The organism is Actinoallomurus oryzae, from assembly GCF_039541955.1.
GTDB lineage: Bacteria > Actinomycetota > Actinomycetes > Streptosporangiales > Streptosporangiaceae > Actinoallomurus > Actinoallomurus oryzae.
Window position 1 is genome coordinate 60,156 of record NZ_BAABHF010000067.1, and the last position, 24,637, is coordinate 84,792.

Annotated in this window: 25 protein-coding genes and 2 pseudogenes; 15 read left to right on the forward strand and 12 right to left on the reverse strand. The window is 68.1% G+C overall.

Features of this window, described 5'->3' with window-relative positions; translation table 11 throughout:
* Positions 1–2 precede the first annotated feature (2 nt).
* Positions 3–344, reverse strand: a complete 342-nt coding sequence (locus ABEA10_RS51490; protein WP_425551067.1) for a putative acetyltransferase — start codon at positions 342–344, stop codon at positions 3–5.
* 19 nt (positions 345–363) lie between these two features.
* Here ABEA10_RS51490 and fdxA point away from each other — a divergent pair, with 19 nt between their 5' ends.
* The 3 genes from fdxA to ABEA10_RS48755 all read left to right on the forward strand — a co-directional run bounded on the left by fdxA (position 364) and on the right by ABEA10_RS48755 (position 3,345).
* Positions 364–690 carry a ferredoxin gene (gene fdxA, locus ABEA10_RS48745; protein WP_345475593.1) on the forward strand — a complete coding sequence of 109 codons (327 nt, stop codon included), beginning with the start codon at positions 364–366 and terminating at the stop codon, positions 688–690.
* 71 nt (positions 691–761) lie between these two features.
* Positions 762–1,844, forward strand: coding sequence for a succinyldiaminopimelate transaminase (gene dapC, locus ABEA10_RS48750; RefSeq protein WP_345475594.1), 1,083 nt, complete (start codon positions 762–764; stop codon positions 1,842–1,844).
* A 358-nt stretch (positions 1,845–2,202) separates the two neighbouring features.
* A complete protein-coding gene (locus ABEA10_RS48755) occupies positions 2,203–3,345 on the forward strand; it encodes an acyl-CoA dehydrogenase family protein (RefSeq protein WP_345475535.1) in 1,143 nt (380 codons plus the stop codon).
* A 346-nt stretch (positions 3,346–3,691) separates the two neighbouring features.
* On the opposite strand, the gene ABEA10_RS48760 is transcribed toward ABEA10_RS48755, so the two are convergent.
* The gene (locus ABEA10_RS48760) at positions 3,692–4,024 is read right to left on the reverse strand and encodes a transposase (protein WP_345475595.1); all 333 of its coding nucleotides are present in this window, start codon (positions 4,022–4,024) and stop codon (positions 3,692–3,694) included.
* 322 nt (positions 4,025–4,346) lie between these two features.
* On the opposite strand from ABEA10_RS48760, the gene ABEA10_RS48765 reads away from it, so the two are divergent.
* From ABEA10_RS48765 to ABEA10_RS48785, 5 genes are all read left to right on the forward strand, one after another.
* A complete protein-coding gene (locus ABEA10_RS48765) occupies positions 4,347–4,664 on the forward strand; it encodes a hypothetical protein (RefSeq protein WP_345475536.1) in 318 nt (105 codons plus the stop codon).
* A 228-nt stretch (positions 4,665–4,892) separates the two neighbouring features.
* The gene (locus ABEA10_RS48770; RefSeq protein WP_345475537.1) at positions 4,893–6,083 is read left to right on the forward strand and encodes an FAD-dependent monooxygenase; all 1,191 of its coding nucleotides are present in this window, start codon (positions 4,893–4,895) and stop codon (positions 6,081–6,083) included.
* The gene (locus ABEA10_RS48775; RefSeq protein ID WP_345475538.1) at positions 6,080–6,919 is read left to right on the forward strand and encodes an ABC transporter ATP-binding protein; all 840 of its coding nucleotides are present in this window, start codon (positions 6,080–6,082) and stop codon (positions 6,917–6,919) included. Before ABEA10_RS48770 ends, ABEA10_RS48775 begins: the two co-directional genes overlap by 4 nt.
* Positions 6,920–6,944: 25 nt before the next feature.
* Entirely contained in the window at positions 6,945–7,760 is an 816-nt protein-coding gene (locus ABEA10_RS48780) for an ABC transporter permease (protein WP_345475539.1), read from the forward strand.
* 26 nt (positions 7,761–7,786) lie between these two features.
* Positions 7,787–8,812, forward strand: a complete 1,026-nt coding sequence (locus tag ABEA10_RS48785; RefSeq protein ID WP_345475540.1) for an ABC transporter substrate-binding protein — start codon at positions 7,787–7,789, stop codon at positions 8,810–8,812.
* A gap of 505 nt (positions 8,813–9,317) precedes the next feature.
* On the opposite strand, the gene ABEA10_RS48790 is transcribed toward ABEA10_RS48785, so the two are convergent.
* From ABEA10_RS48790 to ABEA10_RS48805, 4 genes are all read right to left on the reverse strand, one after another.
* The gene (locus ABEA10_RS48790) at positions 9,318–10,670 is read right to left on the reverse strand and encodes an alpha/beta hydrolase family protein (RefSeq protein WP_345475541.1); all 1,353 of its coding nucleotides are present in this window, start codon (positions 10,668–10,670) and stop codon (positions 9,318–9,320) included.
* 34 nt (positions 10,671–10,704) lie between these two features.
* Positions 10,705–12,237, reverse strand: a complete 1,533-nt coding sequence (locus tag ABEA10_RS48795; RefSeq protein ID WP_345475542.1) for an alpha/beta hydrolase — start codon at positions 12,235–12,237, stop codon at positions 10,705–10,707.
* Between the two features lie 740 nt (positions 12,238–12,977).
* Positions 12,978–13,577, reverse strand: a complete 600-nt coding sequence (locus ABEA10_RS48800) for a DJ-1/PfpI family protein (RefSeq protein ID WP_345475543.1) — start codon at positions 13,575–13,577, stop codon at positions 12,978–12,980.
* Positions 13,574–14,530 carry a GlxA family transcriptional regulator gene (locus ABEA10_RS48805; RefSeq protein ID WP_345475544.1) on the reverse strand — a complete coding sequence of 319 codons (957 nt, stop codon included), beginning with the start codon at positions 14,528–14,530 and terminating at the stop codon, positions 13,574–13,576. Before ABEA10_RS48805 ends, ABEA10_RS48800 begins: the two co-directional genes overlap by 4 nt.
* 406 nt (positions 14,531–14,936) lie before the next feature.
* Here ABEA10_RS48805 and ABEA10_RS48810 point away from each other — a divergent pair, with 406 nt between their 5' ends.
* Positions 14,937–15,086, forward strand: coding sequence for a hypothetical protein (locus ABEA10_RS48810; protein WP_345475545.1), 150 nt, complete (start codon positions 14,937–14,939; stop codon positions 15,084–15,086).
* A 366-nt stretch (positions 15,087–15,452) separates the two neighbouring features.
* Here ABEA10_RS48810 and ABEA10_RS48815 read toward each other — a convergent pair whose 3' ends face one another.
* A complete protein-coding gene (locus ABEA10_RS48815) occupies positions 15,453–16,175 on the reverse strand; it encodes a mycothiol-dependent nitroreductase Rv2466c family protein (protein WP_345475546.1) in 723 nt (240 codons plus the stop codon).
* A 19-nt stretch (positions 16,176–16,194) separates the two neighbouring features.
* Positions 16,195–16,683 (reverse strand): peroxiredoxin family protein, encoded by a 489-nt coding sequence (locus ABEA10_RS48820; RefSeq protein WP_345475547.1) that lies wholly within the window; start codon positions 16,681–16,683, stop codon positions 16,195–16,197.
* Positions 16,684–16,891: 208 nt separating this feature from the next.
* Here ABEA10_RS48820 and ABEA10_RS48825 point away from each other — a divergent pair, with 208 nt between their 5' ends.
* The gene (locus tag ABEA10_RS48825; protein ID WP_345475548.1) at positions 16,892–17,554 is read left to right on the forward strand and encodes a peroxiredoxin-like family protein; all 663 of its coding nucleotides are present in this window, start codon (positions 16,892–16,894) and stop codon (positions 17,552–17,554) included.
* 213 nt (positions 17,555–17,767) lie between these two features.
* Here the strand turns inward: ABEA10_RS48825 and ABEA10_RS48830 are convergent, their stop codons facing one another.
* Positions 17,768–18,559: a maleylpyruvate isomerase family mycothiol-dependent enzyme gene (locus ABEA10_RS48830; RefSeq protein WP_345475549.1), complete on the reverse strand. Its 792-nt coding sequence runs from the start codon at positions 18,557–18,559 to the stop codon at positions 17,768–17,770.
* A 222-nt stretch (positions 18,560–18,781) separates the two neighbouring features.
* On the reverse strand, positions 18,782–19,378 hold the full coding sequence (locus tag ABEA10_RS48835; protein ID WP_345475550.1) for a TetR/AcrR family transcriptional regulator: 597 nt from the start codon (positions 19,376–19,378) through the stop codon (positions 18,782–18,784).
* Between the two features lie 107 nt (positions 19,379–19,485).
* Here ABEA10_RS48835 and ABEA10_RS48840 point away from each other — a divergent pair, with 107 nt between their 5' ends.
* Both ABEA10_RS48840 and ABEA10_RS48845 read left to right on the forward strand, forming a co-directional pair.
* A complete protein-coding gene (locus tag ABEA10_RS48840) occupies positions 19,486–20,409 on the forward strand; it encodes a ketopantoate reductase family protein (RefSeq protein ID WP_345475551.1) in 924 nt (307 codons plus the stop codon).
* Positions 20,406–21,530: an enolase C-terminal domain-like protein gene (locus tag ABEA10_RS48845; protein WP_345475552.1), complete on the forward strand. Its 1,125-nt coding sequence runs from the start codon at positions 20,406–20,408 to the stop codon at positions 21,528–21,530. Before ABEA10_RS48840 ends, ABEA10_RS48845 begins: the two co-directional genes overlap by 4 nt.
* Before the next feature lie 18 nt (positions 21,531–21,548).
* Here ABEA10_RS48845 and ABEA10_RS51495 read toward each other — a convergent pair.
* Positions 21,549–22,115: pseudogene (locus ABEA10_RS51495) on the reverse strand (IS1634 family transposase); the annotation flags it as partial.
* Here ABEA10_RS51495 and ABEA10_RS48850 point away from each other — a divergent pair.
* Positions 22,113–22,301, forward strand: a pseudogene (locus ABEA10_RS48850) (amino acid permease); the annotation flags it as partial. The pseudogenes ABEA10_RS51495 and ABEA10_RS48850 overlap by 3 nt on opposite strands.
* Positions 22,302–22,421: 120 nt before the next feature.
* Here the strand turns inward: ABEA10_RS48850 and ABEA10_RS48855 are convergent.
* On the reverse strand, positions 22,422–22,760 hold the full coding sequence (locus tag ABEA10_RS48855; protein WP_345475553.1) for an FG-GAP repeat protein: 339 nt from the start codon (positions 22,758–22,760) through the stop codon (positions 22,422–22,424).
* Between the two features lie 198 nt (positions 22,761–22,958).
* On the opposite strand from ABEA10_RS48855, the gene ABEA10_RS48860 reads away from it, so the two are divergent.
* Together ABEA10_RS48860 and ABEA10_RS48865 are read left to right on the forward strand one after the other, a co-directional pair.
* Positions 22,959–23,270, forward strand: coding sequence for an antibiotic biosynthesis monooxygenase (locus tag ABEA10_RS48860; protein WP_345475554.1), 312 nt, complete (start codon positions 22,959–22,961; stop codon positions 23,268–23,270).
* Between the two features lie 428 nt (positions 23,271–23,698).
* The gene (locus ABEA10_RS48865; protein ID WP_345475555.1) at positions 23,699–24,529 is read left to right on the forward strand and encodes a methyltransferase domain-containing protein; all 831 of its coding nucleotides are present in this window, start codon (positions 23,699–23,701) and stop codon (positions 24,527–24,529) included.
* Positions 24,530–24,637 lie beyond the last annotated feature (108 nt).

Here is a 24,637-nt window from a genome sequence, read left to right on the forward strand (position 1 = left end):
GTTCAACCGCCGGGGTTCCGTGACGGCCTGCGACGCGGGGGAGGAGGCGGAACGACTTTGCCCGCCACGAGTTCGGTTTCGGCCACCGTGACGACGGAGCCGTCCCGGCGGCGCACCGTGAGCTCGCCCCGGGACCACGCCTGCAGGTCTCCGAGCACGTCGCTGTACGCTCCGTTAGGCAGCCGTCGACGGAGCGACACACGTCGCCCGACGTCGGAGGGGGATACCGAAACGACGTACCGGGCGGAGAAACGCGGTCCGATGTGACGCCCCCCATGTCGAAACGGTTGACTGATAACGGCAATACTAGGCAAGGAACCGCTGCGAGCCGTGGCGACGGCCACAGACGTTGAGGAGTACGACGTGACCTACGTCATCGCGCAGCCTTGCGTGGACGTGCTCGACAAGGCATGCATCGAAGAGTGCCCCGTCGACTGCATCTACGAGGGCAAGCGCATGCTCTACATTCACCCGGACGAGTGCGTCGACTGCGGCGCATGTGAGCCGGTCTGCCCGGTCGAGGCGATCTTCTACGAAGACGACACGCCGGACCAGTGGAAGGACTTCTACAAGGCCAACGTGGAGTTCTTCGACGATCTCGGTTCGCCGGGCGGTGCGTCCAAGGTCGGCAAGATCGACAAGGACCACCCGATCGTGGCGGCACTGCCGCCGCAGGGAGACGAAGCCTGAGTTCGGATGAGAATGTCCGTGCGCCGTCCGTCCCTGCCGGACGGACGGCGCGCACGGCTGGGAGACGCATGATCAAGACGCTGCCGGACTTCCCGTGGGACCTGCTGGCCCCGTACAAGGACCAGGCGCAGCAACACCCGGACGGCATCGTCGATCTGTCGATCGGCACGCCGGTCGACCCCACCCCCCAGCTCGTACGCCGGGCGCTGGCCGAGGCCGCCGACGCGCCCGGCTACCCCGCGACCTACGGCACTCCCGCGTTGCGTGAGGCCGCGGCGGGCTGGCTCGCGCGCCGGCTCGGGGTGGCCGCCGACCCCGCCGCGATCCTGCCGGTCATCGGCACCAAGGAGCTCGTCGCGTGGCTGCCGACGCTGCTCGGCGCCGGAGCCGGCGACACCGTGGCGATCCCCGGCCTCGCCTACCCGACGTACGACGTCGGCGCGCGCCTCGCCGGGGCCACGTCGCTGGCGGTCGACGGGCTGCTCGGCCTCGGGCCGCAGACCCCGAAGATCCTCTGGATCAACTCACCGTCCAACCCGACCGGCCAGGTGCTCCCCGCCGAGCACCTCCGCAAGGTCGTCGGGTGGGCCCGCGAGCGCGGCGTGATCCTCATCAGCGACGAGTGCTACGCCGAGCTCGGCTGGGAGGCCGAGCCGGTCTCCGTCCTGCGCTCGGACATCTGCGGCGACGACCACACCGGCCTGCTCGCCGTGCACTCGCTGTCCAAGCGGTCCAACCTGGCGGGCTACCGCGCGGGTTTCGTCGCCGGCGACCCGGCACTCGTCAAGGAGCTCCTCGAGATCCGCAAGCACGCCGGGATGATCATGCCGGCGCCGGTTCAGGCCGCGATGACGGTCGCACTCGAGGACGACGAGCACGTCGAGGAGCAACGGGCGCGCTACGCACGACGTCGCGAGTCCCTGCGCACCGCCTTCGAGGCGCACGGCTTTCGCGTCGATCACTCCGAGGGCGGCCTGTACCTCTGGCTGACCCGCGACGAGCCGTGCTGGGACACCGTGAAGACGCTTTCCGAGCTCGGCATCCTCGTCGCGCCGGGTGAGTTCTACGGCACGCGGGGAGCGCGTCACGTACGCGCGGCGTTCACCGCGACGGACGAGCGGGTCGCCGCCGCCGTCACGCGCCTCGCGGGCTGAGAGACCGCCCGGACCCCATGCCCTGCTGGGCGGCGCCCAGGCGCCGCCTCGCCGCGTTGTCGCCCCCACCCCACGAAACCGTGCCGAACGGCTCCGCCGCCCGGCACGCTTCCGCGGGGACCCCGGGAAGGGTCGCCAGCCAAACCCGGGTCGACTCCCTCCTCCGCCTTGCGACGCGACGCCTGGACACCGCTCGCGACGGGCGAGGACTCCGGGCGGTCTCTGATCGCCGAAGAGACGTATCTCATGCCGTGACCTTGGGTAGATCGGCTGTGCCGGGCTGTGCGCGCCCGGGCCTCATGGTGTTTCATAGAACCGAATAAGGTTCTACTTACACCGCCGTCGAGGAGCGCAACGTATGCAGCGCGAGATCTTCACCGAAGAACACGAGGCCTTCCGCGACACCGTGCGATCCTTCATCGCGAAGGAGGTCGCGCCCTTCCACGAGCAGTGGGAGAAGGACGGTGTCGTCTCCCGCGACGTGTGGCTCGCCGCCGGACGCCAGGGCCTGCTCGGTATCGACATCGACGAGCGGTACGGCGGTGGCGGCGAGCGTGACTACCGCTACTACGTGGTCATGGGTGAGGAACTGGCCCGCGCCGGGGTTCACGGCCCGGGTTTCGCGGTGCACAACGACATCAACGGCGGCTACCTGAGCCGCCTCGCCACCGACGAGCAGAAGCAGCGCTGGCTCCCCGGCTACTGCTCCGGCGAGATCATCACCGCGATCGCCATGACCGAGCCCGCCGCCGGCTCGGACCTGCAGGGCATCCGGACGACCGCGGTCAAGGACGGCGACGACTACATCCTCAACGGGCAGAAGACCTTCATCACCAACGGGATCCTGTCCGACCTGGTCATCGTCGTCGCCCGTACGGACCCCGAGGCCGGTCACAAGGGCATCAGCCTGCTCGTCGTCGAGCGCGGCATGATCGGTTTCGAGCGGGGCCGCAACCTGGAAAAGATCGGCCTGCACGCCCAGGACACGGCCGAGCTGTACTTCGAGAACGTACGGGTCCCCAAGGCGAACCTCCTCGGCGAGGAGGGCGAGGGCTTCGTCTACCTGATGCAGAACCTCCCGCGCGAGCGGGTCGCCATCGGCGTCACCGCGCTCGCGGGGGCGGAGAAGGCGTTCGAGGAGACGCTGGAGTACTGCCGCAACCGCGAGGCGTTCGGCCGGCCCATCGGGCGGTTCCAGCACAACCGGTTCACGCTGGCGGAGATGAAGACCGAGCTGTCGGTGGCCCGGGCGTTCACCGACCGCTGCGTGACCGAGCACGTCGCGGAGCGGCTGAGCACCGAGGAGGCCTCGATGCTCAAGTGGTGGAACACCGAGCTGTGCAACCGCGTCGTGGACCGCTGCCTGCAACTGCACGGCGGCTACGGCTACATGACGGAGTACCCGATCGCCAAGGCCTACCTCGACTCCCGCATCCAGACGATCTTCGGCGGCACGACCGAGATCATGAAGGAGATCATCGGCCGGAGCCTCGGCCTGTAGCCCTGACATCCGGCTCATCGCCAGGTCCCACGCCCCCACGAACATGACCAGATCGGCGAACTGGTCAACCGCGCCAGTCAATATCCTCGGGGGCCTCCCCGCCTGCAGCGATGGAATGCCTCGATGTCGTGAGACTCGGGTACGACTTGACCAGTGAAGGATCCGGTACGCGGACTAGGATCTGTCTGGCAAAGATCATCCGGTGGGTTCGCGGAGCCAGAGGATGAGCGCGGATAGGCGGAGGTCAACGAGGTAGCGGCTGCCCTTTGCTGAAGCGGGTGACGACGGCCCGGACCTGCTTGAGCCTGCTGAAGCATCGTTCGGCCACGTTGCGGGCCTTGTCCGCTCAGTATCGAAGGCTGGGGCGGCCGCCCGCCGATCTGCGGTGGGCCCGGTTGGCCATCTGATCGGTGCGTTCGAGGTTGACGGTGCGGATGGCGCGCTGTCGTAAGCCGGCACGGATGCCCCGGGAGGAATAGGCCTTGTCGGCGATGACCGTCTTGGGCCTGCGCCGAGGCCGGCCTGCGGACAGTCGTGGTACGCGGATCACGTCCAGCATCACGTCGAACATGGTGGAGTCGTTGACGTTGGCCGGTGTGAGGACGACGGCCAGTGGCAGGCCACGGCCGTTGGCTGCGAGGTACACCTTGATAGCCAGCCCGCCGCGGGATCGGCCCAGAACGTATTGGCGTTAACGAACGCACGCCAAGTATGGGAGTGGGCATTGACCGATCGCTCAGAGGGCGGCAAGCGCACCTGCTGAGGAGCACGGGGATCAACTCGCACGAGTGAGTGCTGGACCAGGACGCGCCCGAGGTCCGCCGCGGGCGTCGGCTGACGTCAAGTGCGTGGCGTGACGGCCCGGTGCGGGCCTCGCCGCCGGACGGGTCGTCAAGGCGCGCGGCGGGACGCTTGACCAATGGGACTCCGCCATGGTTGTTATATGGTTAGACCATTTGGACATCGACGAGCGTTAACCGCCGCTGCAGGAGGTCGGTGCCGTGACTGAGGTTGAGGCCAAGCCAGCACATGGTGAGTCGGACGACTCCGACGTTCAGGCGAAGCTGCATGACAGCCAGAAGGACCGCGTGTCCGTCTGCGGAACGCAGGGCGGGTACGACCTCAACGACGAGCTGCGGTACCGGAACGCGCTGAAGACCATGCTGCCCTGGCTCCCGGATTACATGGCCGAGACGACGAGCGCGTTCGGCGACGAGTTCTGGGAGTACGGCCTCGGGGAGAAGACCGGCGCGCCGTCGAGACGCTCAACCGCTACTCCTTCGAGCAGGGCTCGCCAAGCGGCGCTTCGACGTCGATGAGAACTTCGCCGCCGCCGCTTTCGGACAGCTTCATCCTCCGAGACGGGCACGCGTACCCGGTCTGAACAGCGCAAACTGACAGCCCACCATAGGTCCGGCCGTCAGTGACGGAGTCGGAGAGGTTCGAGGGATCACGGAGCTGATGGACAGAGCAGTACGTCACCGTACGTCGCCACCCGCCCGGCGGGGCCGCCATCTTCCGGCGGCTGAGGGCATCGGAGGTCTGGCATGACACAGCGCGCGTTGCGTGCCGCGATCGTCGGAGGTGGAATCGGCGGCCTGACCGCTGCCCTCGCGTTGCAGCGGGCCGGAGTCGATTTCCGCGTCTATGAGCAGGCGAAGGAGTTCACCGAGGTGGGCGCGGGCGTGGCGCTGGGCCCGAACGCCGTACGGCTGCTCAACCGGCTGGGGATCGAGAGCCGGCTCGACGCGATCGCGTCCCGGCCCTCCGCGTACCAGCGGCGGCGCTGGCACGACGGAAAGGTCATCGTCGACAGCCGGACTGCCGGGCTCCTCGGTCGGCGGATGAGCCTGACCGTTCACCGGGCCCAGCTCCTCGACGTCCTGGTGAGTGGCGTCGCCGAGCGGTACCTGGAGCCCGGTAAGCGCTGCACCGCGGTCGAGCAGCGCGACGACGAGGTGCACCTGACGTTCGACGACGGTTCCACGGCGGTCGCCGACACGGTGGTCGGCGCGGACGGGATCCACTCCGTCGTGCGTTCGGCCTACCAGCAGGACGCGCCGGTCTTCTCTGGGAAGATCGCCTATCGGGGCCTGGTCCCGATGGAGCGGCTGTCCTTCCTGGGAGAGGACCGCCACCTGCACCGGATGTGGCTGGGGCCCAATCAGCACTTCCTTACCTACCCCATCGCTGCGGGCGCGGTGATGAACGTGGTGGCGTTCGTTCCGGCCGACGGCTCGTGGGCGGTCGAGTCCTGGAGTGCGCCGGGGGAGGTCGAGCGCCTGGCCGAGCATTTCGAGGGCTGGGATCCGACCGTGCTCGGCATCATCGGCGCGCTCGACCGAACCATGCGCTGGGCACTGTACGACCGCGAGCCGCTGCCGAAGTGGACGTTCGGACGTGTCACGTTGCTCGGCGACGCCGCCCACTCGATGCTGCCGCACCAGGGGCAGGGTGCCGGGCAGAGCGTAGAAGACGCGATCGTGCTCGCTCGTTGCCTCGAACGCGCCCGCCCTGACACGGTCGAGACCTGGCTGCACCGGTACGAGCGTATCCGCAAGGAACGCACCGCACGCGTGCAGAGCGCGTCCCGGCAGTCCGGTGAGATCTACGACCTCACCGACCCCAAAGAGCAGGAGCGCCGGGCGGCGTCAACCCTGGCGACGAAAGGGGAGTGGCTGTGGGGCTACGACGCGGACGAGGAGTTCGACAAGGCGGTAGCGGGGATGAAGGCATGAGCCGCTCATCAGCAGCCAGGTCCGCCACGAATGCCGCGACCGCGACCGGCGACGAGATATCGCCGCACCTGGTGGCGCGCGGCGTCGGCATCCAGTATCCGTCCCCGGACGCCGAGGGGGGCGTCTTCACCGCCGTGGACGGCGTCGACCTGGAGGTCCGGCACGGCGAGTTCGTGGTGGTGGTCGGCCCCTCCGGCTGCGGCAAGACCACGTTCCTGCACTCGGTCGCGGGGCTCATCCCCACGACCTCCGGAGAGTTGCTCCTGTCCGGGACGCCGATCCGCGGGCCTGGGCCCGAGCGGGCGCTGGTATTCCAGCAGCCCAGTCTCCTGCCATGGCGTACCGTGCGCCGCAACGTGTCCTACGGTCCCGACCTGCAGGGCACGCTCGGCCGCGCCGAGCTGCGCGAGCGCGTGGACGACCTGCTGCGGCTGGTCGGCCTCGAAGGCTTCGGGAACCGCTTCCCCTCAACTCTGTCGGGTGGGATGCAGCAGCGCGTCAACCTCGCGCGGGCGCTCGCCGTCGAGCCGGAGTTGCTGCTCCTCGACGAGCCCTTCGCCGCTCTCGACGCGCAGACCCGCGAGCGCATGCAGGCCGAGCTCCTGCAGATCTGGGAACAGCTCGGGATGACGGCGATCTTCGTTACGCACGACATCAAGGAGGCTGTACTTCTGGCCGACCGCGTACTGGTCTTCACCGCAGGACCTGGACGCGTGAAGACGTGGATCGATGTGGATCTACCCCGTCCTCGCAAACCGGAGGCGAGCCGCGAGGAGGCGTTCCACTCGCTCGAGGACCGGATTTGGGATGAGTTGCACCAGACCCCCACTCCCTGATCGTGGAGCAGACGTGGCGACACAGATGAGCAGCAGCCGTACGAGAACCACCGCGACCGGTGAGCGCCGGAAGCCGGCAGGCGGGCGTCGTCGTACCGAAGCACTGATCTTCGGCACGCTCGGTGTCGGCGTCTTCCTCATCAGCTGGCAGCTCGTGTCGGTCTCCGGTGCGGTGGATGCCATCCTGCTGCCCGCGCCGACCGCCGTCGCCAGCGCGTTCGGCGATATGTTCACCTCACCGGGCATTGGCGCGGACCTGCGGGCGAGCGGCGTGGAATTCATCATCGGATTTCTGCTCTCCCTCGTCATCGGGCTGCCGCTCGGGATGCTGATCGGCTGGTACAAGCGGCTGGGGTTCGCGCTCGAACCGCTGATCAACTTCTTCTATTCGACCCCGCGTATCGCCCTCATGCCGATCCTCATCATCTGGTTCGGCATCGGCCTGTCCTCGAAGATCGCGGTGGTGTTCCTCGGTGGAGTGTTCCCGATACTGATCAATGCCGCTGCCGGCGTACGAACGGTGGATCGGACGCTGATACAGGCGGCGCGGGTGTTCAACGCGACGGATCGTCAAGTGTTCCTCACCGTCAACCTGCCGGCGTGTGTTCCGTTCGTGCTCAGCGGGATGAGGCTGGCCGTCGGCCAGGGCCTGATCGGGGTTTTCGTCGGCGAGCTCCTCGGCGCCCAGCATGGCGTCGGGCTGCTCGTCGCCAATGCCGGCGCCAGCTTCCAGACCCCCAGGGTGCTCGCGGGAGTGGCACTGATCGCGGCGGCGGGAGTCGTACTCACGAACCTGCTCGGACTGGCCGAGCGGCACTTCAGCTCATGGCGGGCACAGTAGCCCCGGTGATATTGGAGGACACGGTTATGCTCGACCAAGCGCCGAGGCCCATTCCGGCGAAGCCGCCGCTATGGCGATGGCCCGGCCTCAAGCACGCGGTGTCCGGGTTGTCCGCCGTCGCCATCGCCCTATCGTGTCTGACCGCGTGCGGTGGGAGCGCCACCGGCAAGATCAAGGCGAGCGGGAAGATCGTGATCTCGTTCAGTCAGCTCGTCCCGGAGAACCTGCCGCTCTGGATCGCGGCGGACAAGGGGATCTTCAAAAAGAACGGCGTCAACGTCGAGGTGAAGTACATCACCGGGCAGACCGGCCTCCAGACGTTGCTTTCCGGTCAGACCCAGATCGCGGCGATTGGCGCCGCGGAAGGCGTCTCCGCAGCCGCCCAGGGTGCGAAACTGCAGTACTTCGCCGCCTTGGCCCCGGTCTTCACCTTCATCCTGTACTCCTCACCGGAGATCAAGGACGCCAAGGCGCTCGCCGGGCAGCGGGTCGGCATCACCTCTGCGACCGGCTCTGTCGGGATCGCTACGAAGGTCGCGCTCCAGAAGCTGGGAGTGGACCCGGCCAGGGTCACCCTGTCGCCGCTCGGCGAGGTCCCGAACGTCAACGCCGCGCTGGTCAAGGGTGCGGTCAAGGCGGCGGTCTCACATCCGCCGGGCTCGCTCGCGTTCAAGGCGAAGGGGCTCAATCCGCTACTCGACATGGCTGCCCAGCACATTCCGTACGCCACCGTGGCCATGGTGGGGAAGAGCACGTTCCTGACATCGAACAAGGCGATCGTTCAGAAGATCACGGACTCGCTGACGGAGGCGGCGCAGATCGAGCGGACCGACAGGACCACCGCGACGCACGTCCTGAAGACGAGGCTCAGGCTGTCCGATGATCAGACCGCCGAGCAGACGTATGACTTCTATTCCAAGGAAGTGCTGCCGGCAAAGCTCAACCCCGATGTCAGTCAGCTGAAGACGGCCCAGAACGTCCTCGGCGCACAGGACCAGAAGGTTCGCGGCCTCGATCTGAACCGACTCGTGAACGGCTCTTTCGTGAAGTGACGATGTGAGCACGGCATGAAGTGTTCCGGGACCGGTGGAGGCTTCCATCAGACCCGGAGCGCTTCAGACCGCCGGCCGCGCTCGCCCACAGCCAGGGACGGTTCCTCGGCGGCAGACCCCGTACGGATACCGGCTCGCCGACGCGGGTCCGCACCCCAACCCGGCCAATGCCGCCGACGGGAAGCGTCTGCACGTGCTGGAGGTCGATCCGCAGCCCGCCGAGGTGGTCCGGCGGATCTTCGCCGAGTTCATCGCGGGCCCGGGGGACTTCGCGATCGCCGAGGATCTCACCGCCGACGGCATGCTCTGCCCGTCGGCGTACGACCGGGCGCGGAACCGGCACCGCTCCGCTGTCGCAGGCACTGCTCATTCCCCAGCGACGTCGAGCCGGATGCCAGGCATGGAACGTCATGCGTTCCAAGATCCTCGGCCTCAGCTCACAGCGTCGTGCGACGAGCCGGCGTCCACGCGCCCACGGTGCTCCGCCACCGGTCGCCGAGGCCGCTCAGGCCGGGAAGCGCTTGTCCATCCAGCGCTGCATCAGGTCGAACAGGTTCTTCGTGGCGTTCGAGTACTGGCCCGGCGCCTTCTCGCACGGCACGCACTCGGTGCCGCCGTGGGTCGCGCCCTCGATCACGTAGAAATCCTTGTCGGGGCTCGCCGCCATGTCGAAATACTGCTCGGCGTCACGGATGAAGTAGTGTCCCCCCATCGCCGTGACCAGCAGGGGAACGTGGACCTGCTGTAGATTGCACGGCGTCGAGTTGTTGCTCGAGCACCAGTCGATGCCGTCCATGGAGCTGGTCGACCGCACCGCACGCACGCTGAGGAACGACTTCACCGTGAGGAACATCGTCGAGTCGAAGCCCTGCTCGTCGCCCGGCTCGACGTCCTGGACGCGCACGCTCTTCACCGGGAAGCGGCTTTCGACCGTGCCGTCGTTCTTGAGGAGCTTGCGCGGCAGGAGTGTGCTGTCGTGGATGCTCAGGTCGATCTGGGCGAGACGCGCGTTGTCGCCGAGCGGCACCACGAACGGCGCGTCGCCCAACCCCTTCGCCTCGACGTCGGCGAGGCGCGCCTTCGCCTGGTCGATGAGGTAGTTCATGCGCGCGGACTGGGCCCGGAAGTAGCGGCTTTTGAAGTCGTCCGAGTAGCGCGTCATGCCGCCCGGGCGATAGCCGTTGCGCGGGTCGAACGGGTCGAGGCGCCAGTTGGTCCTGGGCGCCCGCCCCTCGTTCAGGACCGCGGGATCGTTCGTGACGTCGGCGCTGAGGCTGCGCACCGCGTTGATGCCGTTGCCCGGGTGCGCGTCCATCAGGAGGATGCCGTCTACCTTCGGCAGGCCGGCGAGCGCATCGCTGCACTTCATGAGCTTGACGGGCTGTTGGCAGAAGGCCACGCCCTGCTCCGCGACCGCCTCGTAGAACGTCATCGTCGGGCCGCCGCCGCTGTGGCCCAGCAGCACCACCTTGGTGATCCCCGGCAGGCCGCGCAGGTAGTTCACGCCCTGCTTCACGTCGAGCGCGTTGTTCTCCCACGGGGCGCAGGCCGCCTCGTTGTTGTCGCAGCGCGGGTTCATACCCAGCACGACGAAGCCGCGCTTGGGCAGCTCCTTGGTGCTGATGTGCGAGAGGTAGTTGGAGTCGCGGTGCATCACGATCACGCCGACGTGCGGGTGGGGATAGAGCACGGGGTCCGGACGGTAGAGCGCGCCCTTGGTGGCGCTGGGCGAGAACTGCACGAAGGTCGGCGCCGGCGGCGCGGGTGCCGGGGCTGCCGGGGCTGCCGCCCCGGCAGCCGTGGCCATGGTGAGCGCGCCGGCCAATGCGAGCGCTCTGAACACTCGGGTCATGATCACGGTGTTCCTCCCTTGTGGATGCGAAGCGCGCGGCTCAGAAGCGGGCCGACAGCCACTCCGCCATGAAGTCGAGCGAGCGCTCGAGAGGCCCGTTGCCCGCCGGGTCCGTCCAGTAGGCGTTGGCGGCCGCCGTCGGCAGGCTCGGGTCGCTCAGCAGGATGCGCGTGCACTGCGCGCAGGGGCCGCCCCCGTGCACCGCGCCTTCCGAGTACGCGACCGTCTTGTCGGTGCTGATGGCGTTGTCGTAGACGATCTCGGCAGGACGCAGGAAGTAATGCCCGGTGTTCGCGATGATGAGGAGCGGCGTGGTCGACTGGCCGTCGGCAGGGCGCGTGCCGATGCCTCGTGCGCCCGCGACCGTGCTGGTCGCCGAAGACGCGTAGTCGACGCCGGTGATGTCGTTCTCGGTCTGGTCGTAGAGTCCGGGCGTCGCGCGAAGCGCCTTCGCGCCCAGCCAGACGTGCACGTTCACGGAGAGCGTCGACTCCTCGCAGGAGGCGGCAGCGAGGTTGCCCGAGGGCGGGCGCACCGAGTGGATGGTCGTGATCGGGCGCGTCCCGTCACGCGCGAGCAGCATGTGCGGCCTCTGCGTCGATCGCATCAGTGCGGTGTCGGGCTGCCAGAGGCGCGCGCCATTGGCCCCAGGAACGTTGAACGGGATCTCGTCGCCCATGTCGTTCGGGTTTCCGGTCACGCGGCGGCGCTCCGCGAGCAGCCGCAGCGCTTCCTTCATCAGTGCCTCATTGCGGTTCGCCTGGTGCACGAGGAAGGTCTTACGGAACTGCTTGCCGTACGCGGCGCTGTTGTCGTCGAGCCCGCCCGGGTCCGACACGTAGCCGTTCGCCGCGTCGAACATGTCGTACTGCCTCTTGCGGTCGACGCACTCGGTGGTCGACATGCCGAGCGCGGGATCGACGTAGGTGAACGTCGCGAGGCCGTCGCCGAGGTGTGGGTCGAAGAGCATGACGCCGTCGGCGCGTGGCAGGCCGTGCAGGTTGGTGTCGACGCAGGGGAGGATCTTTTCGGCACCCTGGCACGCGACCGCCGCGCCGTTCTCGGCCACGTTCTCGTAGAACGCCATCATCGGCGCGCCCATGCTGTGGCCGAGCAGCAATACCCGCGTCACGGCGGGGAGCGACGGGCTTGCGGCGATGCCGCGCAGGTACTTGATGCCGGCCCGAATGCCCGGTGCATGCTGCTCGTAGCCGTAGTAGTCATCGGGACGGCCGGTGAAGACGCTGTCCGCGCAAAGGACCGTGAAGCCCCTCTGTGCGAGGCCGTTGCACAGCGCGTTGTCCTGGTAGCTGCTGTACGGGTGCATCACGAAGATGCCGACGTGCGCGTGCCTCAGCGCGTCGCTCACCGGCCTGCGCAGTCGCGCGGCGGCGACGTTGATCTGACCACCCGCGTTGAGCTCGGAGGTGACGGCGACGTTGGTGGTGGGCTGAAGCTGCGGATGGGTGTGGACGTTCGTGGTGGGCTGGAGCTGCGCAAGGGCGTCGACGCTCGCGAACGCGCTCATCGTGGCAACCCCGATGGCGATGACCTTCAAGAGCTTCTCGAACATGAAACCTCCGTCCCGCCTCATCCACTGAGTGGTTCAGATGGGTAAGCTCGGTATGAAGGTCATACCATATGATGGTAATCTATTGATAGATCGATTTCTTTACTGATACACGCTGCGCGAATTATGGATTCGCCGCTCTGGTGAGCGCGCGGACGATTTAGCGCCACGTGCTGCGCCGTCGGCTGGGGACGGCCTGAGGTGGAATCACGCCGACCGGTTGTCGCTTACGGTGTTGTCCCGACCTGCGCCGTACGATCCGTCGCTTGCCTCAGCAGGTCACCCGCCGGCGCGAGATGGCAAGAGGTAAGGGCTGACTCGTCGGCCTGCGCTACCGTTTCGTCGATTGCGGTGCAGAGCTCCATGCACCGCCACCGCCACTGATGCCCCAGTGATTCTTCGATCTCGCGTAGTCGGAGGGCGTGCGGGCGGCAAGCATCCGCTCATCCGACGGCATCGGGGTCGGCGACTGCGGTGCCGGAGCGGCTGCGGCTGCGGGCCGTGGACCGGCGCGATGAGCCGGTTCGACCGCAGCGGAAAGAGCGCCATCGGCGCGCGGCGGATCGATGCCTGGCCGGACAACCCCATGGGCACCCCCGCCCGCAAGGTCTTGCCGTCGTCGGTGGACTTGTACACCACGTCAACGGCCGCAAGGGCGAGATCTACCAGCGCTACTACAAAGGCATGGAAGACCAAACCGACCTGAGGAGAGCCGCCCAGGCCATACCGAATCGGGCCGCGGCTCAACCGCCGGCCGGCTCGTCGGCGAGATAAGGCGGAGCCGGCTCGTACTGGATATAGCGCCGCACCGCGCGCGAGTGGCCCCGGCCATGTAGCCGTCCGATCAGCCAGAGCGCCATGTCGATACCGGCGGAGACGCCCTGGCTGGTGACCAGGTTCCCATCGACGACATAGCGTGCGTCGCGGACGACGGTGATTTCGCCGCGGGACTCCAGGGTGTCCTCGAAGGCGTGGTGCGTGGCCACACGCCTTCCGCGTGCGTGTCCCGCCTTGTGGAGCAGCAGCACGCCCGTGCAGACGCTAGTGATCCACCTCGCCTGGGTCCGCTTGAGCCAGTCGGTCAGCACGGGGTTGGACACCTCGCGTCTGGTTCCGTTGCCGCCGGGCACGAGCAGGACGTCCAGCGGAGGGTGATCGGCGAAGGTGTGATCTGGAAGCAGCCGCAGCCCCTTGTTGCAGCGAACCGGGCGTGGTAGTTCGGCGATGGTCACTGCCGTGTCGGCGCCGTCGCGCAGCATCGAGGAGGCGGTGAAGACCTCCCACGGGCCGACGAGGTCGAGTTCCTCAACGCCGTCGAATGTCAGCAGGCCGTACGTCGTCACACGTACTCCTTCGCAGATTGGAAGCGGTCCCGGTAATCGGAGGGTGGGACGCCGAGGTGCCGGTGGAATGCGCGACGCAGGCTCTCGGCGGTGCCGAAGCCACATCGCCGCGCCACGGCCTCGATCGTGTCATCGCCTTCAGCCAGCGCCCGGCGCGCCGCCTCGATCCGTACCCGCTCGACGTAGGCGGCTGGCGGAACCCCCAACTCGGCGGTGAATCGGCGTTGCAGATGACGGGTACTGAGCCCGGCACGTTCGGCAAGGTCGCCGATGCCGTGCCGCGCGCCGGGCCGGGCGTGGATCGCCCGCACCGCGGCCCGGATGGGATCGCTGGCGGGCTGCGCGGACCACAGCGGGACGCTGAACTGCGACTGGCTGCCCGGCCGCCGCAGGAACAGCACCAGCTCACGCGCGATCGCATGTGCGACATCACGACCGAAGTCGTCCTCGACAAGGGCGAGGGCAAGGTCCATGCCGGCCGTCACTCCCGCCGAGGTCCAGAACCGGCCGTCCTGGATGAAGATCGGATCACAGTCGACGGTCAATTCCGGATGCTCGCGGACCAGTTGATCGCGGCGCCCCCAGTGGGTGGTGACTCGCCGCCCGCCGAGCAGGCCAGACGCCGCCAGTAGGAGCACCCCGCTGCACACCGACGTCACGCGCCGTGCGGACACGGCGGCCGCGGTGATCCAGTCCAGCAGCGCCCTGTCCCGCCGTGCGGCATCGACACCGGGTCCGCCCGTCACCACGAGGGTGTCAACGCCGGATGGTGCGGTTCCGGACACACCGTTCTCGACGTGAACCGGCAGCCCGCTGGGCGACCGCACAAGCCCGGGCCGCGCCGCGACGATCCGGCACCGGTATCCGGCGGCGGCGAAGACCTCGTGCGGGCCGGCCAGGTCGAGCGGCTGAAAGCCGTCAAAGATCACGAACGTGACCTGTCGCGGATGCATGCCCCAACCTTCACTGCCCCCGAGCGGTGGCGTCAATGACACGTACCCCACGGTTCGCGCCATCGGCTCGTTGATCTCCAGATTCAGGATTCACGAGGACGGCACGATCGATGTGGGTCGGATGCTCCTATGGATGTTAAGCCGCTGAAGGCGTGAGGTCGGCTCCGCCAAAAGCCGTTGTCGATCGTTATCGCCGCCGGTCAACGCGGCGACTCCCCACAGCTTGAGCCCGTGTTGGAACGCATCAGCGTGGCTCGGCAAGGCCCGGGGCGACCGCGCAAGCGACCTGACCGGGTCCGTGGGGGCAAGGCGTACTCTTCCCGGTCCAACCGCAGCTATCGGCGGCGACGCGGCATCGGCTGCACGATTCCCCAACCCGCCGACCAGATCCGTAACCGTGGCAGGCGTGTTCGGTAAGCGGATCTATGTGCTGCTCTTCATCGAGCACGCCACCCGGGCCGTGGCCGTCGAGCACGGGCAGGCCTGCTCCCGGCGCCGCGACGAGGATGTGCAACGCATCGGCGAGGGGCAGATCGGCGGTGACGGGTGGCGGTAGTTCGGCGAGAGCATCGATGCCACGGCGCCGCAACGGGCGATGGAGCCTTCACCACGGCAACTGGGCCTATCAGCTCGAACTCCCGCCTAAAGCCGACGGCACCCACCACAACCCGCTCCGGCGCGGTAGTTCGCCTCCCAAGACGCGGCCGATGGAGAAATCAGCGAGGTCGTGGAGCTGCTCGGTATCAGCAACGTCCCACCGATCCAGACCAAGATCGCTGACCTCATCGTCGCGACCGTCAAGCCCACCGGACACTGCCCGACCTTGACACCGTTCGTCGTCGCGATTCGTTCGGTGTGCGTCCGGCGGACGGCCTCGGCGGCTGCGTGGCTCATGATTGGCCCGCACGCCGTCTCCGCCGCCTTACTTCTTGAGACGTCGGCTGCCGCCGTGCCAGTCCTCCTGGATTCCGGCCTCGTCAGTGCCGACACCGAAGCTGCGCAGCTGGGGCCGCTCGCGCAGGCTGCGTTTGAGTTCGGCGAATCCCGGGAAGCCGGCCAGCGCGACGACGTGGTCCCACAGCCGTACCGCGTCCTTGTCGCTGGGCAGCCTGCTGATGACCGGCCCGAAGAACGCGGTGCCGTGCGGAGGTCCGAAATGGATGATCGGGGTGCCGACGTCCTTACCGGTCAGCGCGAGGGCCTCATCTGTCTCGGCGCGCAGCTCGGTGTCCCAGTTGGTGTCATCGAGGGCATCGGCGAGGTCGGCGGGCAGCCCGACCTGGTCGAGCAGCGGCTCGACGAAGCCGCGATGCCCTCGCTCGGCCGCCCCGAGGGTTTGGGAGACGTCGGAGTCGAACGCCCGTGCGCCGATCGCTTCGTACAGCGGCCCCACCACGTCGCGGCCGTGCTGCGCGCGAGCGCGGGCGGCTACTCGTAGCAACCGCAGACCGGCCGTGTGGCCGGCTTCGTAGTCCGGCGGGAAATGGCTGTCGTAGTCGACATTCGCGTTGATCATCCGCAATGAGATGAACCGCCAGTCCACTGTGTAGTCGCGCTGTGCGACGACTTGCCGGACCCACTTGCTCGTCATCCACGCGAACGGGCACAGCGGATCGAAATAGAAGGCGATGTCTGCGTTATCCATGCCACTCGGCTTCCGTTGCTCAGGCCGACGCCGCGGCGTGCTTACGCAGGTAACGTACGAGACCGACGACGTCCTCGGGGACGAGTCGGCCGATGGCGCCGCTGGAGTACACGCTCACGATCACCTTGCCCTCCGGGTCAAGCACGAAGCCGGTGGACTGCAGGTGGAGCGGCTCGGCGTTGACGAACGCACCGGTCAGCTCCGCGATCGCGCGTGCGTCGGCACTGTGTCCGACCGGGAAGGTCAGACCGAGCTTTTCGACCAGCGCCACGGTGGTCGCCTCGTCATCGACCGACAACGCAACCACCTGGATGCCGAGGTCGGCGAGGGTGTCGCCGGCCCGTTGAAACGCCCGCAGTTGGGCGTTGCAGTACGGGCACCAGGAGCCACGGTAGAGCAGTACCACCCCGAATCCGCCGGCGAACGTGTCAGGAACCGTGACGGTCTGTCCGCCGGGCGTGGACACCGTCAGCCGGGGGAACGACTCACCTGGGTTGAGCAGGGGCACGCTGTGTCTCCTTCCTTGGTCGGGCGGATCCCGAGTGGAACCGTCCACACGGTTGGCGGCACCCGCCGGCCACGGTCTTACCTGTCACCTCGCCGGAAGATCGACCGCCATCGTCCGATCGTCCGCGCGGAGGTAAGACCCCACTCCCGATGCGACGCTGACTCATCGGACGCAACACCCTGCATACGAGAGTGAAGGGTGCATGGTCATGATCGAAATGACCATTGCCCAACAGGCCAGAGCACTGGCCCACAACCGAACCAGGCAGCCGCCCAACACGGCGATCAGCGTTTTTGCCGAGGAGCGAGTCCGGCTGGCCGCCACGGCGGTCCCCGGCGGCGTCGTCGGCGTGGGTACGACGATCGACGACCGGACGTTGCTCGATCCGCACGGGGCACAGACCACGGTTTACGACGCACTGGGCGGGCACATCTCGGTGGTGGTGTTCTACCGCGGAGCGTGGTGCCCGTACTGCAACCTCGCACTGGCCACCTACCGGGCGCAGCTCCTGCCCGAACTGGAGCACCGCGGTGTCAACCTGGTCGCGATCAGCCCGCAGACACCGGACGGATCGCTGACCACCCGAGACAAGAACGAGCTGCGGTCCACCGTGCTGTCCGACCCCGGCAACGCACTCGCCGGCCAACTCGGCCTCGTCGTCGCCCCCGCGCCGGACGTGATCGCCGCACAGCCGCAGCTCGGCCTGGACCTGCCCTCGGCCAACGCCGAGGGCACAACCGCGATCCCGATGCCGACCACGCTCATCGTCGACGCCCGCCGCGTCGTGCGCTGGGTCGGTGTGTACCCGGACTACAGTTCGCGGTCGGAAGTCGCCGACATCCTGGCCGCTCTCGGCTGTATGAGGTCCTGACGCCTGTGCGGCGGTGTGGGCTGGACAACCGGGCTGTCACGGGCCAACGTCGTTAACACAGTTCCAGCCGCGTCACCGCAGCTGCACGGTACCTCGTCCGGGCATGGGCTCGTCGCTACCCTCTGCCCCGGATCCCGCCGACCCGGCGTCGATGACACGCGGATGAACGGCCCCTCGCACCTGCGTTCCCGGGGGCCGGTCACCGGGCCGGCGTCACAGCCGGGCGGCGTATCGCCATACCTGCAGGGCGTCGCCGTCCCCGGTCATTTTCATGCCGTCCCAGGTGCGTCGATTCCACAGCAGCAGCAACAGCTCGCCGCTCCGCCCGCGGATCTCGGTCGGGGCCGGGCCATCGACCGGACCGCGTCCGAACTCAGGCTCCGCCGGCCCGAGTCTGACCCACCACCGGCGATCGACATCCGTGGCGTGCAGGGACAATGTGCACGGGCTGGGGGCGCGCAGCCGATCACGGTAGCGATTCGCGAAGCCGATGACCATCTCGTCGACCCCGTCTGCCGCGATCGTCGGGTCGACGTCCGCGCAGGCGGCGATTTCTCCGGAGGCGGCGTTCTGGACGTCGATGCGATGCACCAAGGTCTCGTGAGCCTGCCGCCTGATCCAGTAATGGCGACTGTTCGCCGCCGGCCACATGCTCCAGCAATCCAGGTCGGCCGAAGCGGACCGCAGCACCTCGACGACCTGGGTGTGAGCCATCATCAGGGCTGTCAACAGCGCCTGATCGCGGCGTTCGACACCGTCCAGCGCGGCCCGTTCCTGGGGCGAGGGTCGCTCGTTTCGTCGTTCTCCGACGATGAGACCGACCCAGCGGTACACGGATCCGAGGTGGGCCACCAGATCCGCGATCGTCCAACCGGGACACCCCGGAACCGCACGTACCAGATCCGTCTGGGCGGCCAGCTGTAGCACGGCGCGCCCCTCGTCTTGGACTACCTGAAGCAGCCGCTCTGAGCCTACGCCGGGAGTGGCAACCGCGTCGTCGGTCACTCAGGGCTCCCCGTTACGGCGGCCAGCAGGCCGTGGAAGTCCTCGGCGCACGGGCCGCAGGCTTCCAGGCGGACCCGGATACCCGGATAAGGCGCCCCCGCGATCAAGTCACCACTGGTGTCCATGGCGGCAGGCTACCTGCGGGCGGCACACGGTTTTCGACGGCCACATCCGGGGATGTCGTTCGTCCACGCCGGCATCAGCGCGTGCCAGGCGTTACCTTCACTCCGCGGTGGGTGATGCGACGAGTCCCGCCAGCGCGGAGTCGGCGACGGCCTGCAGCGCGTGCCGGCCGGGCCGGCTCTTGGCCATCACGTTCATGCCCTGCACCACGGCCACCAAGAGGCGAGCCGAGTCCGGCCCGGCCCCTGGGCGAAGCTCGCCGTCTGTGCGCGCTCGCGCGAGCGCGGCCGCGAAGCTGGTCTGCAGGTTGGCCAGGTGCAGTTCGAACATGCCGGCCAGCTGGGGGTCGCGTCCGGCGAACTCGACCAGCGAGTTGGTGATCAGGCAGCCCCACCGGCGCCTGCCATCGACCATGGCGTCGACCAGGTGGGCGAAGTACTCACGCAAGCCCTGCAATCCGGTAGGTGCCCCATTGATCCGCTCGACGGTCTCGGTCGACACCGTCTCGACGTACCGGCGCAGGGCGGCAACGAATAGATCCCGCTTGCTGCCGAACGCGGCGTAGATGCTGCCCGGTCGCACCTCCATGGCTTGGCACAGATCCTGCATCGAAGTGGCGTCGAAGCCTTGCCGCCAGAACACGTCCAGTGCCACGTCGAGGGCCTCGTCGACGTCGAAACCACGCGTCCTACCCATGGCAGAGATTGTAGAATACGCATTCAACGATGTCTCCGTACATGGTGGTAGACAGACCAGAATCCGCCCTCATATATTTGAACGATCGTTTATCTATAGGGGGTCGCATGCGGATCGTGATGATGGGCACCGGCGGTGTCGGCGGCTACTTCGGCGCCCGGCTGGCTCAGGCCGGGAACGACGTGGCCTTCGTGGCCAGGGGGCGGCAGCTCGAAGCCCTCCGTGCCCACGGTCTGCGGGTGCAGAGCCCGCTGGGCGACATGCATCTTCCCAAGGTCGAGGTCACCGACGATCCGGCCGAACTCGGCGAGGCCGACCTCGTGCTGTTCGGCGTGAAGCTGTGGGATACGCAGGCGGCCGCCGACCTCGTCAAGCCGTTGCTCGGGGACGGGACCGCCGTGGTGTCGTTCCAGAACGGCGTGGTGAAGGACGACATCCTGCGGCGGACCCTCGGTGCCGAGCACGTCGTCGGAGGCGTGTGCTACATCGCCGCCACGATCGCCGAGCCCGGGCTGATCCGCCATTCCGGCACACTCCAGAAGCTGGTGTTCGGCGAGTACGACGGCACCACGTCCCCACGTGTACGCGCCTTTCACGACGCCTGCGTCGACAGCGGCATCGACGTGGAGATCAGCGACCGGATCAAGCAGACGATCTGGGAGAAGTTCGTCTTCCTCGTCGGGCTCTCCGGCACGACCAGCGCGGCACGTTCGACCATCGGCCCGATCCGCGACAATCCGCGTTCACGCGCGTTCCTGCGCGATGTGATGGACGAGGTCGTACGGGTCGCGCGCGCCCAAGGAGTGTCGCTCCCCGCCGACTACGCCGACGACCGCCTCGCCTTCACCGACCAGGTGCCCGCCGACATGACGTCTTCGATGCATCACGACCTCGAACACGGCAACCGGCTCGAGGTCGCCTGGCTCAGCGGCGACGTGGTCGAGCGCGGCGCCGCGCTCGACGTGGAGACCCCGTGCAACCGGGCGATCTTCGACATTCTTTCGGTGCACAGCGAAGGGCACGCCCGATGACCCCACCCGTCATCGCCTCCGGCCAGGGCGCGAGCGGGCCGCTCACCGTGCGGTCGGTCGACGCCACCCTGGTGCTGGTGCCGATGCGCCGGGCGCTCGGCACCAGCGCCACGCGGATCACCGAGGCACCGCTGCTGTTGATCGACCTCAGAACCGAGGAGGGGATCACCGGCCGCGCCTACTTGTTCTGCTACCGCGAGTCGGCCGGCCACGCGGCGGTCGCTCTGATGCGCGATGTCAGTGCACTGCTCGCGGGCACGGTCGTGTCGCCCGCAGCATTCCGGCAGGCGACCGAGGCCCGTTTCAAGCTGCTGGGAGTCCGTGGCCTCGTCTCGGCGGTGCTGGCCGGCGTCGACGTTGCCGGCTGGGATGCGCTGGCGATCGCCGCAGGGCTTCCCTTGGCCCGGTTTGTTGGTGCGACGCCGCGGCCGGTCGCGGCCTACAACAGTAACGGCCTGGGCCTCGTGGAGCCGGAGGCCGCCGCCGAGGAGGCGCAGCAGCTGGTGGCGGAGGGCTTCCGCGCCGTCAAGATGCGGCTCGGCCGCCCGTCTCCGCACGAGGATCTGGCCGCCGTACGCGCGGTGCGTGCGGCAATCGCTTCGGACGTGGAGCTGATGGCGGACTACAACCAGGCACTCGGCCTCGCCACCGCCTGGGAACGCTGCGGGCAGCTCGATGACGAGGGGCTGTCCTGGATCGAAGAGCCGGTTCGCCACGACGACTACGCCGCGAGCGCTCGGCTCGCCGCCGCGCTCCGCACGCCTGTGCAGATCGGCGAGAATTTCGCCGGGCCCCGTGCCATGTCCCTCGCGCTGGAACACGGCGCGAGCGACCTGGTGATGCCCGACCTGGAACGCATCCGCGGTGTCAGCGGCTGGCTCGGCGCGGCGACGTTGGCCGACGTGGCCGGGATCGCGATGTCGTCCCACCTGTACCCCGAGGTGAGCGCCCACCTGTTGGTCGCCACACCCACGGCCCACTGGCTCGAGTACGTCGACTGGGCTAATCCCATTCTCCAGGAGCCCCTCCGTATTGTCGACGGTCATGCGACGCCGACCGACCGCCCAGGCAACGGCCTGGCATGGGACACCGATGCCGTCGCGCGATACCGGGTGGGCTGAGCCGCAGATCGGCACAGTGAGCTGGTAGATCCTGGGCAGAGCCTCGATCCGCAGGGCGTGCAGCAGGTCACGCTGGGTTTTGCTGATCTCGGTGCGTTGCTGGAAGGTGCCGGCGGGGCCGGTGAAGGTGCCGAGGGTTATCCGATCGAGCTCGCGGCGCAGAGTGGGCCAGGTGCACCCGGTGGAGGTCTCGGCGATCCGGGCCAGGAGCAGGGCGAGCCAGCAGAGCAGGACGTGAGCGCGGATGCGCTGTTCCTTGCGGTGGAACACCGGCCGCAGGTCGATGACCTGTTTCATGTCCCGCCAGCCGCGTTCGACTTCGAGGAGTTGCTTGTAGCCGAGCGCGATGTCCTCGGCGCTCACCTTCGGGTCGGATGTGCGCGGCAGGTACTTACCGTCCAGGTTCTCCTCCGCCTTGATCCTGGCAGCGTCGATGCGCAGCGGCCCGCCGGGGGTGGTGTGCAGGTAGCGGTTCAGGCCGGGTTTGGTGGAGATCACTCCACGCAGCTCGGCCCGTTTGGTCGCGTTCAGCTTGTCGGTGCCGGCGATCAGGGTGGTGAGCTGGGCGATAAGCCGTTCCCGTATCTGTACGGGCGGGAGCGGCCGGGACCGTTCTGGGGGTATCTGGCCGGGTCGGGTTTCGTCATCGGCAAGACGGCGTCATGCGCGGCGATGGCGCTGACCGTGGGCCCGTACGCGTGGCCCGGACATGCACGGGTGGTCGCGGTCGCCGTGGTGGTGGCGTTGACGGCCGTCAACTACGTCGGTGTTGTGATGACGCACCGTGGGGGTGCTGGCTCTCGGTGTATCTCGACGTCCAGTCTGTGCGGGTGGCGGAACGGGTGCAGGTGCGTGAGATCGATGAGGATGAGGGCGGACGGTTGTTGCGGATCATCCGCAGGGGCACGGGTTCGGTGGTGACCTGGCGGCGGGCGCAGATGGTGCTGCTGTCCGCGGTGGCCTAGAGAAGGACTGCGCGCCGGTTCCGGTCAGGCCGTCGGCCCCGCGGTACAACGCGACCGCCTCACCGGCCACGGCCTGGCCGCTGACCGTCTTGTACGGCACGCCCACCGCGAGGTCGTCCTTGCCGTCGGCGTTGAAGTCACCGGACGCGACGGGGTATCCGAAGCGGTCACCCGCCGCCCCGGTGCCTGGCACGTCCGCGGTGTCTTGGGTGATGGTGGTGGAAGAATCCAATGACAGGGAGGAGTCGCCCGGCCAGATCTGCACGTGGCCGACCGTCCCCCCGGTCTCGCCGCTGTCCCCGACGGCGACGTCGGCCGTTCCGTCACCGTTGAAGCCCCCGGTGGTAAGCGAGGTGATCGTGGTGGGAACGAAGACCGCCGGCGGCCTGTAGGCCGGCCGGGGCCTTCCTGCTGTGCGTGGTCTGTGCGTGATCTGTGCGGGGCTGCCGACAAGCTTGTTGATATGAGCGCTGAAGCATCTAAGGGCGAAGTCGTCGTCATCACCCGTTTCAAGGTCGACCCCGCGAACATCGAGGAGCTGAAGGCGAAGCACGACAGCCTGGTGTCGGCTCTGCGTCCGGTCGCCTCCGGGCCCCGGGAGGCGGAGCTCGGCCGGGTCGATGACCAGACGTGGGCGGTCGTCTGGCGGTGGGACACCGCCGAACAACTGCGGACGGCGCAGCAGAACGCCCAGAGCGTTCCCGAGGTGGCGGCGGCGTTCGCCCTGATAAGCGACGTCTCGGGAGAGGCCGTCGAGGTCGCTCAGCGCGTCTGAGCCGAAGCCGTGCGGCCGTGTACGGGTTCCCGCCTGCGCGGCTGCGTCCGGTGGGTCTGGTCCGAAGCCGTGCGGCCGTGTACGGGTTTCGCCTGCGCGCTGCGTCCGGTGGGTCTGGTCCAAAGCCGTGCGGCCGTGTACGGGTTTCGCGTGCGCGGTGGGCGCAGGGCGAGTCGGCGGGTGGCCCGGCGTTGCCTGACACCGCAGTGGAGGGGGCGGTCACGGAGTGGCGACCGCGCTCCGGCGGGGTGTTACGAGCGTGCCGTCAGCGCGCCCATGGCACCCCGCCGGCTCTCTTCCGGGCTCAACGCCGGGCCCGGCAATTTGGAAGGCGACACGGGGGCGCCGGTAGAGCACCATCGGCGGGGAGAGTCGGCCCGGTGGCTGACGCGTGACCACTTTTGTCGCGGATGGTCAGGAGGAGCTAAATGACGTCGAGTCAGGGGCCCACTAGCGATGTGGCGGCGCTCTATGACGGGGTCGCTCAGGTCGTCGCCGCCACATGGGGACCCGACCTGCATTTCGGATACTGGGACGACGACAACGACTCGAGCACCGTGGAAGAGGCCACCAACCGTCTCACGGATATGGTGATGGAAGGCGTCGCCCCCCAGCCGGGTCAACACATTCTCGATATCGGCTGCGGCATCGGCAATCCGGCCATGCGCCTGCTGAACGCCCACAAGGTCAGTGTGCACGGCATCACCGTGAGCCAGGTGCAGGTGGCCGAGGCCACGGCTCGCGCCGGAAGAGAGGGCGTGTCCGATCGCGCGACGTTCCAGTACGCCGACGCCGCCGATATGCCGTTCGCCGACGCGTCCTTCGACGCGGCATGGGCGATCGAGTCGATGGCGCATATGGACGACTGCGAGCGCATGCTGTCGGAGACGGCCCGTGTGCTGCGCCCCGGTGGCCGGCTGGCGATCGTGGACGTCATCCGGCGCGACCCCGTCTCCCCGGAGCGGCAGGGCGACGTCGACGCCATCTGCCGGCTCTTCGCCCTGCACACACTGGAGACCGTTGATCGGTACGAGCGGTGGCTGAAGGCCCAGGGCTTCGTGGACGTGCGGGTTCGCGACATCGGAGACCACGTCATGCCTCGCACCGGCATGGCCATGGCTCGTGCTGTGGAGGCCAAGCGAGACGAGCTCGTGGACCTCGTCGGTGCCGAGCAGGCCGATGCGCTCATCGCCTTCATGCGTACCGCCTCCCGGACGCATGAGATCGGGTACATCTACGCCACCGCGATCCGCGGCTGAGCCGTCCGCCACTGAGCCGCCGGCAAGGCTCGCCTTGCCGGCGGCTCAGTGCGTCAGGATCCGGCCGGGAGAACAGACTCCGCTCACCCGGCCGGCGACCGGGCGATA